We start from the raw sequence: 14,517 nt of genomic DNA, 5'->3' as shown, positions 1-14,517 counted from the left end.
CTGTAATATTATAATGGACTAACATCCAGCAGGAGGTCGGCAGTGAAGATTAATAAGATGGGCACATCGAATCCCCCTCTGCCTGTCGAGCGTGATACCAGCGCCAAGACGGAAAAAAGCGGTGATCCTTTTGCTCTTAATCTGGCAAAATCCCAGGATAGTCAGATTAAGGAACGGCTTACTGAGCTTCTAGATGCCATAACCGAACAGGGGAAAAGACTATCGACTGCACCAACCTTTGTTGAACTGAAGAGTTACCGCGAATTAGTTCGGGAATTTCTCGGTGAGGCAGTAGGCCGCATGTACACTCTGCAAACGAATGCCGGCTGGGATCGCCAAGGGCGAAAGAAAATGTTTTCTACTATCAAGCAAATCGATGATACGCTTGCCGGGTTAACCGAAGATGTACGTATCGGACAGGAGCGGCAACTGAAAATAATGAATAAGCTTGATGCAATACGAGGGATGTTAGTCGATCTATATATGTAGCAAGCCTGGAAACCAATTTGTATTGAGGATACTATGTGGGAGACAATTATTGGTCATGATCCGAATATAAAAATGCTGCAAAAAATGCTGGCAAGTGGACGGTTGCCTCATGCGCTGTTATTTGTTGGTCCAGCGGGAATTGGTAAGTTCCTTGTTGCCAGGGAATTAGCTGCCAGTTTGCTTTGCGGCGGGACAAGTCCTTGCGGCCGTTGTTCGTCATGCCTGGCACTAGCTCAGCAAAATCATGCTAATTTGCTAGTGATCACTCCTGACGGGTCAAGCATTAAGATTGATCAAATACGGTCGATACAGCATGAGGTCGCTATGCGTTCTTCTTCAGGAGGAGCGAGAGTCTGTATTATAGAAGATGCCGGTAAAATGACAAAAGAGGCGGCCAACAGTTTGCTTAAAATGCTGGAAGAGCCACCGGAGAATTTCTATTTTGTCCTAACGGTGACTTCTACTCATTCCGTGCTAAATACCATTTTGTCACGCTGTCTGGTGATGAAGTTTTTGCCTCTGGTTCCCGAACAAATGATAGCAGCACTTAAGCTCAGGGGCTTTTCCCAGGAAACGGCTGCTGTTGCTGCGCGATTAAGCGGCGGGCGCTTAGGGAAAGCACTGGGATTGTTGTCACCAGAAGGACTAAAATTGCGGGATGAGGCACTACGCCTGGCATCAACGATTACCGAACAAACAGGAGTCTGGTTTTTTAGTGCTATTGGTGCATTGGATAAACGGGAAAATGCCGAACTAGGACATTTATTGGGGTTTCTATCCGGTGTTTTTCGTGATTTAACTATTTTGAGGACTACTGGTAATACCGAATTAGTTTTTAACATCGATAAAATAAATCAACTGCAGGAATTGGTGGTAAGCTGGCATGATCAAGCATTGGTTGCAGCTGTAAAGCGTATTTATTCAGCTGAGCGAGCTATTGCTGCCAATGGCAATATGCGCCTGACCTGGGAAGCATTGTTGATTGAATTAGCCGACTTGGTAAAGGAGGGAGGAGAATAGTGATGCATACCGTTGTAGGTATTCGGTTTAAACGTGCTGGCAAAATATATTACTTTGATCCCGGTGAGTTAGAGATTAATAAAAGCGACTTTGCGATTGTTGAAACAGCGCGTGGACTTGAATTCGGCGAAGTTGTTATTGGACCAAGACAAGTTGCAGAAGAAGAGCTGGTTTCCCCTCTAAAACCGGTGCTGCGTAAAGCAACGCAGCAGGACCAGGACAAAGTAAATGATAATAAAGAAAAAGAAAAAGAAGCTTTCCGTGTTTGTGAACAAAAAATTACCCTTCACTCTCTGCCAATGAATTTAGTGGATGTAGAATATACCTTTGATGTAAACAAGATCATTTTTTATTTTACTGCAGAGGGACGTATTGATTTCCGCGACTTAGTGAAAGACCTGGCGGCTGTTTTCCGTACACGTATTGAATTGCGCCAGATCGGGGTTCGTGATGAAGCCAAAATGATGAATGGCATTGGCTGCTGCGGGCGGCCGCTATGTTGTGCGACATTTTTGGGCGACTTTGAGCCCGTGTCTATACGAATGGCAAAAGATCAGCACTTATCCCTTAATCCAACGAAGATTTCCGGTATTTGCGGGCGTTTGATGTGCTGCCTTAAATATGAAAATGATTCATATAGTAATCTGCCTGAACCTGTGAAAAAAATATCGATTGCTCCAGCAATTGGCCGTGAAGTAATAACCATAGAGGGTGAAGGCCGCGTATTAACTGTTAATCATCGTAATAAAACGGCGAAAATTCAGTTGGCTGAAGGCAAGAATATTGATATATCATGGGATGAAGTGGTGGAAAAGTAAGACATGACAGATGTGGTGCTTGAACCAGGTGATCGCCTTGATGATCTCATCATCAACGATTTAAAAATTATCCAGCGAGATGACCAATTCCGGTTTTCTCTTGATGCGATTTTGTTAGCTCATTTTGCGACTGTGCGGACGCATACGGTTGCTGTCGATTTGGGAACAGGCACAGGTGTCATTGCATTGCTGCTTGCTGTGAGGGGCGCCACGCAGGTGACCGGTGTGGAAATTAGCCCGGTTATGGCCGAACTGGCTGCACGAAGCGTGAAAATGAATCAATTGGCTGGCCGTATTTCCATTCAGAATGCTGATTTGCGTAATCTGAGGGGACAATTACCGGCCGGCGTTTTTGATTTAGTTGTGTCGAACCCTCCCTATCGTTCTATGGGAAAAGGCTTTTTAAATCCAAATGATAAAGTTGCTATGGCCCGGCATGAAGTAACTGCGACATTAGATGAGGTAGTGGCTGCTGCCCGTTATCTAATTAAATACCGGGGGCGTTTCGCTATGGTCCACTTGCCGGAACGAATTCCCGAAATCTTAGAAGCTCTGCGTCGTTCTGATATTGAACCCAAACGGCTTAGACTCGTTCATTCATCAATTAATAAAAAGCCTAACATGGTGTTGGTTGAAGGGGTGAGAGGTGCTAAGTCCGGCTTAGAGGTACTACCGCCACTGATTGTTTATGATAGCAAGGGCAATTACTGTCCTGAAATTTTAGCATGGTATCAGGGGGAAACGCCATTATGAATGCCCCACAAGGAATACTCTACTTATGTGCGACACCGATTGGAAATCTGGAAGATATTACGTTCAGGGCTATCCGGGTATTAAAGGAGGCTGATTTAATTGCAGCTGAAGATACCCGTCACACTCGCAAGCTGCTCAATCATTTTGAAATACATACGTCATCCGTTTCTTATCATGAGCATAATAAACTGGAACGGGGACCGGAGCTGGTCAGTCGACTGCTTGAAGGACAAACAATTGCACTAGTCAGTGATGCCGGCATGCCGGGTATTTCCGATCCGGGGACGCATTTGGTGCAGCTGGCAATAGAAGCCGGTGTGGCCGTTGTTCCTATTCCTGGTGCTAATGCTGCATTATCCGCATTGGTAGCGTCAGGATTGGACACAACTAATTTTACTTTTGTCGGTTTTTTACCAAAAACAAAAAAGAAACGCCGTGATTTGTTGGAGCAGTTAGTCAATCAACCGTATACAATGTTATTTTATGAGTCGCCTCATCGTATTAAGGAAACGCTCAAAGAAATGTCGGCTGCTTTTGGTAACCGTCCTGCGGTCGCCGGTCGCGAGCTCACCAAAAAATTTGAGGAATTTATTCGCTCTACGCTTTCCGGTCTCCAAGTTCATTTTTCCACGGTGGAGCCAAGAGGTGAATTTACTCTAGTAATACAAGGGGCAGGGGAACAGCTGAACACACCAGAGTCTTTAATTGAAACTGAAATGCCTTTGGTCGAAGCTGTCCAGCTGCTTGTTGCAAAGGGAATAACAAAAAAAGATGCCCTTCGCAAAGTGGCATCGGAACGTGGTTTATCAAGACGGGATGTGTATCAGGCGGTGCTGGAAGCAGACAAATAAAAAACAGAGGCAATAACCTCTGTTAGCGGCAATCTTAGATTGCTTTACCTACCATTGAAGACAGGCATTCTTTACACACGTTTTTATTCTTAAAGTTAGTTACTCCGTCTGCATTACCGCAGAATACACAAGCTGGCTCATACTTGCGAAGGACGATCCGGTCACTATCAACATAAATTTCAAGAGCATCTTTTTCTTCGATATCTAGAGTGCGACGCAGTTCGATAGGTATTACTACGCGGCCCAGTTCATCAACTTTACGAACGATTCCTGTAGATTTCATAGTTGTAAACCCCTCTCAAATTACAATATTCGACAAAACTTGTCTAACTAAATAGTACCAAATCTTACAAAGGTTGTCAACCTAATTTTTTCCAAATAAGGTGTATTTTTTCAAAATAGTAGACATATTACAGATAAATATACTTGTTTGTGTCGAACACATGTGAAAAATGTCGAAACGAAGAAGATTTTTGGTTTGCCAATATAAGTTACTTACAAGGGGTTAGGAACCCCTTGTCGAAATAAAGGAGGAACTCTTACTATGGATAAAAAAACATTCTATATTACCACCCCGATTTACTATCCCAGTGATCGGTTGCACATCGGTCACGCTTATTGTACGACAGTTGCCGATTCTATTGCCCGGTACAAGCGGCTGGCTGATTATGAAGTCCTCTTTTTGACAGGCTCTGATGAACATGGTCAGAAAATTGAGCGCAAGGCCAAAGAAAACGGGGTAACTCCTATCCAATATGTCGACAAAATTGTTGACGGTTTTAAAAACCTCTGGGAAAAACTGAATATTTCTCATGATGATTTTATCCGTACAACAGAAACACGCCATCGTGAAGTCGTACAAAGTATCTTCCAAAAGATTTTTGATCAAGGTGATATCTATAAAGCTGCTTATGAAGGTTGGTACTGCACTCCTTGTGAGACTTTCTGGCTCGAGGCAAAGCTTGAAAATGGTAATTGTCCTGATTGCGGCCGTCCGGTAGAATTGCTCAAAGAAGAAAGCTATTTCTTTAAGCTGTCTAAATATCAGGACCGCCTGTTGCAATATATTGAACAAAATCCTGACTTTATTCAGCCTACTTCACGTCGCAATGAAATGATTAATTTTATTAAAGGCGGCTTGGAGGATCTTTGTGTATCCAGAACAACCTTTGATTGGGGTATTCCTGTTCCTTTTGATACAAAACATGTTGTGTATGTCTGGTTTGACGCTTTGACTAATTATATTACTGCAGCCGGTTACTTACATGACCGTGATAAATTTGCTAAATTCTGGCCTGCTGATATTCATTTAGTAGGTAAAGAAATTGTCCGTTTCCACTCTATTATCTGGCCAATCATTCTGATGGCGCTTGGCGCAGAATTGCCTAAAATGGTTTATGGTCATGGATGGCTGGTAGTTGAAGGCGATAAAATGTCCAAGTCCAAAGGGAATGTTATTGATCCGGTAGCGCTGATTGACGAATTTGGTGCAGATGCTATCCGGTATTTTCTGTTGAAGGAAATTACGCTGGGCCATGATGGAAATTTCTCCCGCGATGCTTTAATCAACCGCATTAATGCGGACTTAGCGAATGATTTGGGTAATTTGCTTCATCGTACCTTAAGCATGATTGGCCGCTTTAACGGCGGCATAATTCAGGCTGCAGGCGAAAAAGAGGCATTAGATGCCGAATTGGCTCAATTGGCTCATAATACAGCAGCTAATTATGAAAAATATATGGAGAACATGGAAATAAATGCTGCACTAAAAGAAATTTGGGCGCTTGTCAGCCGCAGCAATAAATACATTGACGAAACTGCGCCGTGGGCACTGGCAAAAGATCCGGCGAAACGGGCCCGGCTGGATACTGTCATGTATAATCTGGCAGAAGTACTGCGAATTGTTACCATTCTTGTTTCGCCCTTTATGCCTACTACCGCTCCAAAAATTTGGGCGCAATTAGGTATTGAAACGGCTTTTGCTGATGTACGGCTGCACGATGCCCAAAGCTGGGGCCTGCTGCCTGCAGGGACAAAGGTTGCAAAGCCTGAGCCTATTTTCCCCCGTATTGAAGATAAGCCAGAACCTCAGGAGCAGCCTGCCGTTTCTCCCGCTGTAAAAGCACAGCAAAATCCTGCAGCTAAAGCTGAAGGGAGTACTGAGGAAATTACAATCGATGAGTTTGGTAAAATGGATTTACGGGTTGCTAAAGTACTGACCTGCGAAAAAGTAAAAGGTGCTGACAAACTGCTGCAGTTTACTGTTGATCTGGGAAGTGAGGTCCGTACGGTCGTATCCGGTATTGCGAAACATTATCAGCCTGAAGAGTTAGTTGGCCGCAATGTTGTAATGGTGGCTAATTTAAAACCTGCCAAGATACGCGGTATTGAATCACGTGGCATGTTGTTGTCAGCCTCAAGTGAGGACAAGCTGATTTTAGTTGATGCTCCCGATATGCCAGCTGGCAGCCGGGTAAAATAAACTCGACAAAGCCTGATGGAGGAATGTTCATGCTATTTGACTCACACGCACATATTGACGATAGCCGGTTTGATTCCGACCGGCTTGAGACTATAGAGCGGGCAAGAGAAAATGGTGTCACCGGCATTATCAATATTGGGGCCGATATGGCCTCTTCCGCCCGGTCGATTGCTCTTGCTCAATCTCATAAGGGAATCTATGCGGCAGTAGGGATACATCCCCATGATGCTAAAGCTGCTGTAGATGCCGATTACGACCAAATGGCGCAGTGGGTTGGCAGTGAACCAAAAGTCGTTGCAATTGGCGAAATTGGATTGGATTACTACTACGATTTGTCTCCTCGTGATGTCCAGCAGGATGTTTTTATCCGGCATATTGATTTGGCGCGGCAGCTGGGCAAGCCGATTATTATTCATGATCGTGATGCTCATGGCGATGTGATGAATATTATAAAAAAAGAGGCAAAAGGGATTATTGGGGTTTTTCATTGCTATTCAGGGAGTCTGGAAATGGCTAAAGAAGTGCTTAAGCTTGGCTTCTATGTATCCTTCGCCGGCCCTGTTACTTTTGCGAAATCGACTAAGTTAAAAGAAATCGCCGCAGCTGTACCCTTAGATCGGCTGCTGGTGGAGACTGATTCTCCCTACCTTACACCGCACCCTCACCGTGGGCGCCGTAATGAGCCTGCTCATGTGCGGCTTGTCGCTGAAGAAATAGCCCGCTTGCGGGGGCTTTCGTTTGAAGCTGTTGCCGAAGCGACTACTACTAATGTTAAACAGCTTTTTCATATTTCGTAGATTGCAAAGACTCTCTCCGGTTGTTGCCGGAGAGAGTCTTTATTTCCTTATCAGAACTTATAAATTGTAAGAGGCGTGAAAGCAAAGAGATTGAAGGGCTTGTAGTTCTGTACTTTTGTCTTGATACAAAAGTACCAAAAAATCAAGACCTATACAAAAATAGCCTTGGAAACAGGCCTCCCTTGCTAAAATTCCGAAACTCGCTGCGCTCAAACAGTCGGAATTTCTTTACGCAAGAGAGGCCTGTTTCCACCCTGCGGGACGGCAATTTTTATAAGGGTCGTAAGCTACGAAAACAAGGAACCTTCGTTTCCCGTTCTTCGTTCTTTTTGGCCTTTCTGGAAAAAGACGGTCCGGAGGATGGAAAAAAGTCAGCTTACGTTAAGAAATCCGTTCTGTTTGAGCGAAGTGAGTTTAACGGATTTTAGTAAGGTGACTTTTTTCCAAGTCTTTTGGAAGACTGGGCCTAGACTTTTTGATCCTTTTGTGGCGATGGACAAAAGGATGAACTCGGGATTTTTTCACATGGAGCCTATTAAGCATATTTGAGAAATTGGGAAAGACAGGGGGGATAGCTAATTAAAGGACTGTGAAAGCAGTTTTTCTTATCTATAGCAACATTTATAAGCTGTAAGAAGAGAAGAAAGCGACGAAAACAAGGAATAGAAGAAGCCGCCGATTGTATGAACAACTGGCGGCTTACATATAGGGATTAATTAATGGCTAAATCCATCGAGAATTCTTTTTTAAACCATTTACGGTGCTTTTCTATAGCTTTGCGTTCAATGTTCGCTTCATCTTCTGTGATGAGCATCAGGCGGGCCTTTTTATCCTGAACAGATGCTTCTACATTCGAGATAAGCTGCATTTGAGTGCTATCAAGACACTCGGCCAGACCGAGAATTAGGGCCAGCTTACGGGCCATATCCCAGTCATTTGCATCTAAAAACTCTGTGTACAAACGGTTGCGAGTAAACTTTGCAGATGGACCATTATGCCAGCCAGCAATGATTGCACACAGCATCTGTTCCCGGTGGGTGAGACCGAAGAGCCGCGCATTTTCTACTAAATAGGAACTATGGCGAGCATGATCATAATAGTTAATGGTAATTCCAATATCATGTAAAAGTGCTGCTACCTGAAGGAGTGTTTTCTCCCGTTCACCGTAATTATGCAGTTGCTCCCAGCCCGTATATAGGGCAACTGCCAATTTGGTTACATGCTCGGCATGATTAACATCGCCTTTATAAAACATCAGCATATTGCGGGCACTGTGCAGCAATATATCAGGAATGATTTCTTCCTGGTGGTGTGATTGGCGATAATATTTAAAGAAGAGGCCTTCTCGCAGCCCGCAGCCGCTTGCAATCAGCTGAGTTCCTTTCGTAACGGAGAGAAGGCATTTTATAATTGTTGAACCAGCGATAATAATGTCAGCCCTCTCGCTGGAAAGGCCGGGGATTTTACGTCGCTGCTCAGCTGTTTTTTCTACCAGTATGCGCCACAACTCAGAAAAGGATAAGGGGCCCACTTTGTAATTATGTACCTTAGAGAAGGGGTAATTGCGTACTCGCTGATCCATTTTTGCGATGTTACGCATGGTTCCGCCAATGCCGATGAGCGGGATATTAAGCCTGTCCAGCCACGGAACCTGCTCAAGTTGGCGCATGATATAGTTATATAAATCGGTCAGTTGAGCTTCACTGACTTTGTTCTGTGTACCAAAGCGCTCGGTCATAGTAACCGCGCCAAAGGGCATACTAATTAGCTGTTCAATTTTTCGGTTACGGACAAGTGTTAATTCGGTACTTGCGCCGCCTAAATCAAAAATAAGTGCATCAGGGACGTCTAATGTATTGAGTACTCCGATATACCCTAAACGGGCTTCTTCTTCACCACTGATTACCTGCAAGGGAATGCGGGTGTTGCGGTGAACCATTCGTAAAAAATCTGTTCCATTCTCTGAAGTGCGAACGGCAGCAGTTGTAACGGCAAGAATTTTATTCACTTCAAAAAGCTCACACATGTGAGTGAACATACGAAGTGTTGTAATTGCACGATTCATAGCAGCTTGCTCCAGGCGATTTGAATCGCTCATTCCCTCGCTTAAACGAATGGCCTCTTTTTGATGATAAACTAAATTATAAGAACCATTGTGGTAAATATGCATAACAATTAAGCGAGCTGAGTTAGAGCCTAAATCAATAATCGCGACTCGTTCTGTCATTAGATGCACCTCTGTTCATGAACTTATGAAATATTATATTTCGCTATCTTTTTTAAAATCCTTTTAAATCACATCTTACATTTTTTACACAAACTTAACAAAACATATCAACAAGAAACAGGGAATTTTCTGTTTTTATGTCGAATAGAATATAGACTACTAGTGGGCCGGAGGTATTTTCATGGGCAAAACTGATAATCCCGAAATATTTGGCGCCATCCATTTAGGATCAGAACAGGCAGGTATTCAAATTGTACAGTATAAAACACTGGCTGACGTCAAAGTGATCGATAAAGCCTTCCGGGAAGTCACTCTAGGGGAAGAAATTTTTAAAACCGGTAAAATTAGTTTTGGCACGCTTAATGAAATTTGTGAACTATTAAAGGGGTATCGGCGGATGCTTGCCGAGTATGGTGTGCGAGACTATCGATTATTTGCCACCACTGCTGTCCGGGAGGCGCGCAATCAGCGCTATATTGTTGATCAGATTCGCGTTAAAACCGGCTTTGAAGTAGAAGTTGTTGATATGCCGCGAGAAATATTTTATAAATATATTGCTCTGTTTAAGACATTACAGGAACAGCAGCTGATAGGGAAAAAGGATGCTGTTCTTTTTGTAGATATTTCTTCCGGCGGCTTAGGGTTTACGCTGTATAAAAGCGGCTGTATTCAGTATCAGCAGAACATCCATATTGGCGCATTGCGCATTAAAGAAAGCTTTGACAAAAACCAACGTGAATCTGTGCAATTTCCCCAGGCCTTGGCGGAATATATTTTTAGTACAATCGAGCCGGTAAAAGTAGAGCTTGGCCGCCATAAAATTAAATATCTTGTACTGGCTGGCAATGAAACGAAACTGGTACTAAAGATATTGGGCCGCAGCGGCAATGATAGTCTGACAGTTATTGATCCTGAGGAGTTTACTGCCTGCGCTGAAAAACACCGGTTCTCTAATATTGCCCATTTGATGAGTGCCTATGATTTTACTGAGCACCGGGCTGAAATCGTGTTACCTACGATTATTCTATATCAGCAGATTTTGGCAGTGACTGAAGCAGGAAAAATTATCGTACCCAATACAGCATTTATCGATGGAGTTACCCTCCATCATGTAGCCGAACAGACGCAAGATAGCTTCGTTGACGTAGTTGAACAGCAGATCATTAGCCTGGCTCATATGTTAGGTAGAAAATATGCTTTTGATGCCGATCATGCGGCGATGGTAAGCGATGTGGCATTGAAAATATTCGATAGTATGACAAAGGCTCACGGCTTAGGAAAACGGGAGAGATTTTTACTTAAGATTGCCGGGATATTGCATGATATTGGGAAATATGTCAGCTTGCGGCGCCATTATTTTTATTCCTATCGGCTTCTTGTTTCTTCCGATATATTCGGCTTTTCCGATGAAGAGAAGCATATTATGGCTAATGTGGTTTACTATCATTCTAAAGGAACTCCTAATGATGCAGAGCCCAACTTTCAAGTCCTGCCGGAGCAGCATAAAACAGTCGTCTCTAAGCTGGTTGCGATGATGCGGCTGGCAGATGCGATTGATCGCAGCTATCGCCAGAAAATTACCAATTGCACTGTCAGCTTAAAAGGAGATGAATTAATTATCTCTTATAACAGTTTGGAAGATACATCGCTTGAGGAATGGACATTCGCCGACAAGGCTGATTTTTTTGAGGAAGTCTTTGGATTTCGTGCCCTATTGAAACGACAGGGGTAGGTGATAGCAATGTTTGATCAACACGAATTTTTTTTAAACCGTGAACTTAGCTGGCTGAAATTTAATAACCGAGTCTTACAAGAGGCGGACGATCAGAATAAACCGCTGCTGGACCGGCTGCGTTTTATTGCTATTGTCAGCTCTAATCTGGATGAGTTTTTCATGATCCGTGTTGCAGGCCTGAAGCATCAGAAAGAAAGCGGTATTAATAAAATGGATAATTCGGGCCTGACGGTCCTGGAGCAGTTAGAGCGGATTTCTGGATTCAGCCATCAACAAGTGAAAGTGCAATACCGGTATCTCCAGAAGATACTAGCCTTACTGGAAGAACAGGATATTCAATTTTGTGATATACAGGATTTGACTGATAAGAATCGTGAATGGCTGTATGATTATTTTTTGAACACCATTTATCCTGTTACTACTCCTATGGCGGTAGATGCCAGCCATCCCTTTCCTTTTTTAGCCAGTCGCGGACTCAATCTTGCTGTCTTGCTCGAAAAGGATAAAGGGGAAATAAAAACAGCTGTTATACCGGTACCGACTGTGTTACCTCGTATAGTAGAGATTCCCGGGCATGGTACAAAAAAACGTTTCGTATTTTTAGAGACTATTATGCAGGAATATTGCCATCATTTATTTCATGGCTACCGGATAAAAGAGGTGGCTCCTTTTCGCATTACTCGCAATGCAGACTTATCTATTGCCGAGGAAGAAGCAGTGGATTTGCTAGCTGAAGTTGAAAAATCACTGCAGCAGCGGCGTAAGGGACAGCCGGTACGCTTGGAAATCGGGAAAAGAACTAATAAAGCGATAAAAGATTTTGTGGTAGGAGCACTAAAACTAGAGGAACAGGATATATACGAAATAAGCGGTCCTCTTGATAATTCGGTATTTGCAAAATTTGCTGATCTACCAGGGTACGATCATTTGCGTTATCAGCCAATTACTCCGCAGCTTCCGGTAAATTTGCAAAACAGTGAGGAACTATTTGCATCCATCAGGGAGAAGGATATTCTTGTTCACCATCCCTATGAATCGTTCGAGCCGGTGGTTAACTTCGTTTTGCAAAGCGCGACTGATCCCAAAGTATTGGCAATTAAGCAGACCCTATACCGTGTGGGAGGGGATTCGGCAATTGTAAGAGCGTTGGCTGAAGCGGCCCAAAATGGCAAGCAGGTTACCGTCTTGGTGGAGCTGAAAGCCCGCTTTGATGAAGAAAACAATATACTTTGGGCACGACGGCTGGAAGAGGCTGGTTGTCATGTTATTTATGGGTTGGTAGGCCTTAAAACCCATGCAAAATGTACGCTGGTGGTGAGGCGTGAAAGCTATGGCATCAAGCGATATGTACATGTTGGTACCGGTAACTATAACGATTCCACGGCAAAGACATATACGGATATTGGCTTGTTTACAGCTAATGATCAAATTGGTGCTGATGCCTCTGCCTTTTTTAACCTGCTCTCCGGTTATTCTGATCCGCCTATCTGGAATAAATTTATTGTCGCCCCTCTTGGTCTCAGAGAAAAGCTTATCCAACTGATCGACCAGGAGATTCAGGGCGTGGAGAATGGACGCCAGGGCCGCATCATTGCAAAAATGAACTCACTGTTAGATCGGGAGATTATTATCAAACTCTATGAAGCCTCGATTAAAGGGGTAAAAATTGATTTAATTATTCGCGGTATTTGTGTGCTGAGGCCGGGAATGCCTGGAGTAAGTGATAATATTACTGTTCGCAGTATTGTAGGACGTTTTCTGGAACACAGCCGTATATTTTACTTTGCCAATGGCGGCGATAGCAGTATATTTCTATCTAGTGCTGATTGGATGCCCCGTAATTTAAATGAGCGGGTAGAACTAATGGTTCCCATACGTGATGATGAGCACAAAGAACGGATTAAAGATATTTTGGAATTGATTCTAAAAGATAACCAAAAGGCTCATATTATGAAAAGCGACGGTTCATACCGTAAAGTTGAGCGGCGCTCCAAAATGATTAACAGTCAGGAAAAACTGTATGACAAGGCTGTAGCAACGAGCCAGGTGCAAGAGCTAACGATTGCGCAGCGGCTAAGGCCCAGTTACCGGCATTAATGCTGCTAGCCTATTGTCTTGACCGGCAAGACAATAGCTGGTGGAAAATAACAAAAGGTTATAATTTGAAAAACGGCGAATATCCTGCTTGTATGGGGTATTTGCCGTTTTGTATAATCAGCATACTTTCTGGACATACTAGCTTTTACTAGGGAGAACTTACCAAATTTGACAATGTACTGCCATATATGGTATAATCCTAAAGCTTGAAAGGGGGAACCACATGAGTGATGACAAATCCAGGCGGCGAGGTCGCTTAAGCGTCGTTATTGCCGTACTAATTGTCGTGTCTCTGGTGGCATCCGGCTTTGTTTGGGCCCACAAAAAAGTAAACATTATCGCAGATGGACGCAATTTAGACATACGAACTCTACATAGTAAACCTGAAGACGTGTTGGCTCAAGCGGGAATTCAAATGGAATCCCGCGATGAATACCGGTTGTCGACTGCTAAACTTCAAAGCGGTACTACCATTTCTGTTCACCGGGCAGTTCCGGTAACAGTGATGTACCAGGGCAAGACAGAAACAGTAACAACAGCTAAGCTTACTGCTGGCGAACTGGCAGCAGCTATGGGAATTGCCAACCCGAACGTGAAACTCATTCCTAGCGAAGATACTCCGGTAACCGCTAATATGCACATTAAGGTGATTACCATTACTGAGTCTTTTACGGAAAAAGAACTGCCTGTTCTCTATCCCGTAATGCGTCAGCCAGATCCTACTTTGGAAAAAGGTGATGAACGGATAGTTGAAGATGGGCAGGACGGTCAGAAACGGGCAAAAATTAAGCTGGTTTTTGAAGATGGTGTGCAGACTGCAGAACAAATTGTAGAAGAACACATCATTGTGGAGCCTAAGGCTAAAGTCATACAAGTTGGGACACGCGACATGGTGGAAACCTCCCGTGGAGACTTGCGGTTCCGTCGTATTGAACAAATGGAAGCTACTGCTTATTTACCTACGGATGGCGGCGGACATGGCATTACGGCCTCTGGTGTTCCGGCTCGAAACGGTGTAGTAGCTGTAGATCCACGTGTCATTCCACTAGGAAGCCGGTTATTTATACCGGGATATGGTCTGGCGCTGGCAGCTGATACAGGCGGTGATATTATCGGTCACCGAATTGATCTCTGCATGGAAGACGAAAGCGCTGCTTGGCGATTTGGCCGCAGACCAGTTAAAGTTTATGTGCTAGACTAATGTTAGAGGTTGTTGAAGGCTTGTCTTCAACAACCTTTAACTTATAT

The 14,517-nt window shown here is 43.7% G+C and carries 12 protein-coding genes; 10 read left to right on the top strand and 2 right to left on the bottom strand.

The window, feature by feature from the left end:
* Window positions 1-42: 42 nt before the first annotated feature.
* From RTR76_RS09610 to rsmI, 5 genes are read left to right on the top strand one after another with little or no spacing between them, the layout of a single operon-like run.
* Entirely contained in the window at window positions 43-489 is a 447-nt protein-coding gene (locus RTR76_RS09610; RefSeq protein ID WP_312519798.1) for a YaaR family protein, read from the top strand.
* Window positions 490-522: 33 nt separating this feature from the next.
* Window positions 523-1,509, top strand: coding sequence for a DNA polymerase III subunit delta' (holB, locus tag RTR76_RS09605; protein WP_312519795.1), 987 nt, complete (start codon window positions 523-525; stop codon window positions 1,507-1,509).
* A gap of 2 nt (window positions 1,510-1,511) precedes the next feature.
* Window positions 1,512-2,327, top strand: coding sequence for a stage 0 sporulation family protein (locus RTR76_RS09600; protein WP_312519974.1), 816 nt, complete (start codon window positions 1,512-1,514; stop codon window positions 2,325-2,327).
* Between the two features lie 3 nt (window positions 2,328-2,330).
* A complete protein-coding gene (locus RTR76_RS09595) occupies window positions 2,331-3,080 on the top strand; it encodes a tRNA1(Val) (adenine(37)-N6)-methyltransferase (protein ID WP_312519792.1) in 750 nt (249 codons plus the stop codon).
* Window positions 3,077-3,931 (top strand): 16S rRNA (cytidine(1402)-2'-O)-methyltransferase, encoded by an 855-nt coding sequence (rsmI, locus tag RTR76_RS09590; protein ID WP_312519789.1) that lies wholly within the window; start codon window positions 3,077-3,079, stop codon window positions 3,929-3,931. Before RTR76_RS09595 ends, rsmI begins: the two co-directional genes overlap by 4 nt.
* Window positions 3,932-3,965: 34 nt before the next feature.
* Here rsmI and RTR76_RS09585 read toward each other — a convergent pair whose 3' ends face one another.
* On the bottom strand, window positions 3,966-4,214 hold the full coding sequence (locus RTR76_RS09585; protein ID WP_312519786.1) for an AbrB/MazE/SpoVT family DNA-binding domain-containing protein: 249 nt from the start codon (window positions 4,212-4,214) through the stop codon (window positions 3,966-3,968).
* Between the two features lie 261 nt (window positions 4,215-4,475).
* On the opposite strand from RTR76_RS09585, the gene metG reads away from it, so the two are divergent.
* Together metG and RTR76_RS09575 are read left to right on the top strand one after the other, a co-directional pair.
* Window positions 4,476-6,413, top strand: coding sequence for a methionine--tRNA ligase (gene metG / locus RTR76_RS09580; protein ID WP_312519783.1), 1,938 nt, complete (start codon window positions 4,476-4,478; stop codon window positions 6,411-6,413).
* Window positions 6,414-6,442: 29 nt separating this feature from the next.
* Complete coding sequence (locus RTR76_RS09575; RefSeq protein WP_312519780.1) at window positions 6,443-7,210, top strand: TatD family hydrolase; 768 nt, start codon at window positions 6,443-6,445, stop codon at window positions 7,208-7,210.
* Window positions 7,211-7,922: 712 nt separating this feature from the next.
* Here the strand turns inward: RTR76_RS09575 and RTR76_RS09570 are convergent.
* Window positions 7,923-9,437 carry a Ppx/GppA phosphatase family protein gene (locus tag RTR76_RS09570; RefSeq protein WP_312519777.1) on the bottom strand — a complete coding sequence of 505 codons (1,515 nt, stop codon included), beginning with the start codon at window positions 9,435-9,437 and terminating at the stop codon, window positions 7,923-7,925.
* Window positions 9,438-9,618: 181 nt separating this feature from the next.
* Between RTR76_RS09570 and RTR76_RS09565 the strand changes: the two genes are divergently transcribed.
* The 3 genes from RTR76_RS09565 (at window position 9,619) to RTR76_RS09555 (ending at window position 14,470) form a co-directional block, all read left to right on the top strand.
* On the top strand, window positions 9,619-11,169 hold the full coding sequence (locus RTR76_RS09565) for an HD domain-containing protein (RefSeq protein ID WP_312519774.1): 1,551 nt from the start codon (window positions 9,619-9,621) through the stop codon (window positions 11,167-11,169).
* 9 nt (window positions 11,170-11,178) lie between these two features.
* The gene (locus RTR76_RS09560) at window positions 11,179-13,269 is read left to right on the top strand and encodes an RNA degradosome polyphosphate kinase (RefSeq protein WP_312519770.1); all 2,091 of its coding nucleotides are present in this window, start codon (window positions 11,179-11,181) and stop codon (window positions 13,267-13,269) included.
* 223 nt (window positions 13,270-13,492) lie between these two features.
* On the top strand, window positions 13,493-14,470 hold the full coding sequence (locus RTR76_RS09555) for a 3D domain-containing protein (protein WP_312519767.1): 978 nt from the start codon (window positions 13,493-13,495) through the stop codon (window positions 14,468-14,470).
* The last annotated feature ends 47 nt before the right edge of the window (window positions 14,471-14,517 follow it).

It is taken from the genome of Anaerospora sp. (assembly GCF_032013335.1).
Classification (GTDB): domain Bacteria; phylum Bacillota; class Negativicutes; order Sporomusales; family DSM-15969; genus Anaerospora.
Note: the sequence above shows the minus strand (reverse complement) of the source record. Positions and strands in the feature narration are given on the sequence as shown.

Coding starts and splice junctions, on each gene's coding strand:
- rsmI (WP_312519789.1), top strand. CDS start 3,077: ATGAATGCCCCACAAGGAATACTCTACTTATGTGCGACACCGATTGGA.
- RTR76_RS09600 (WP_312519974.1), top strand. CDS start 1,512: ATGCATACCGTTGTAGGTATTCGGTTTAAACGTGCTGGCAAAATATAT.
- RTR76_RS09560 (WP_312519770.1), top strand. CDS start 11,179: ATGTTTGATCAACACGAATTTTTTTTAAACCGTGAACTTAGCTGGCTG.
- RTR76_RS09555 (WP_312519767.1), top strand. CDS start 13,493: ATGAGTGATGACAAATCCAGGCGGCGAGGTCGCTTAAGCGTCGTTATT.
- holB (WP_312519795.1), top strand. CDS start 523: ATGTGGGAGACAATTATTGGTCATGATCCGAATATAAAAATGCTGCAA.
- RTR76_RS09595 (WP_312519792.1), top strand. CDS start 2,331: ATGACAGATGTGGTGCTTGAACCAGGTGATCGCCTTGATGATCTCATC.
- RTR76_RS09585 (WP_312519786.1), bottom strand. CDS start 4,214: ATGAAATCTACAGGAATCGTTCGTAAAGTTGATGAACTGGGCCGCGTA.
- RTR76_RS09565 (WP_312519774.1), top strand. CDS start 9,619: ATGGGCAAAACTGATAATCCCGAAATATTTGGCGCCATCCATTTAGGA.
- metG (WP_312519783.1), top strand. CDS start 4,476: ATGGATAAAAAAACATTCTATATTACCACCCCGATTTACTATCCCAGT.
- RTR76_RS09575 (WP_312519780.1), top strand. CDS start 6,443: ATGCTATTTGACTCACACGCACATATTGACGATAGCCGGTTTGATTCC.
- RTR76_RS09570 (WP_312519777.1), bottom strand. CDS start 9,437: ATGACAGAACGAGTCGCGATTATTGATTTAGGCTCTAACTCAGCTCGC.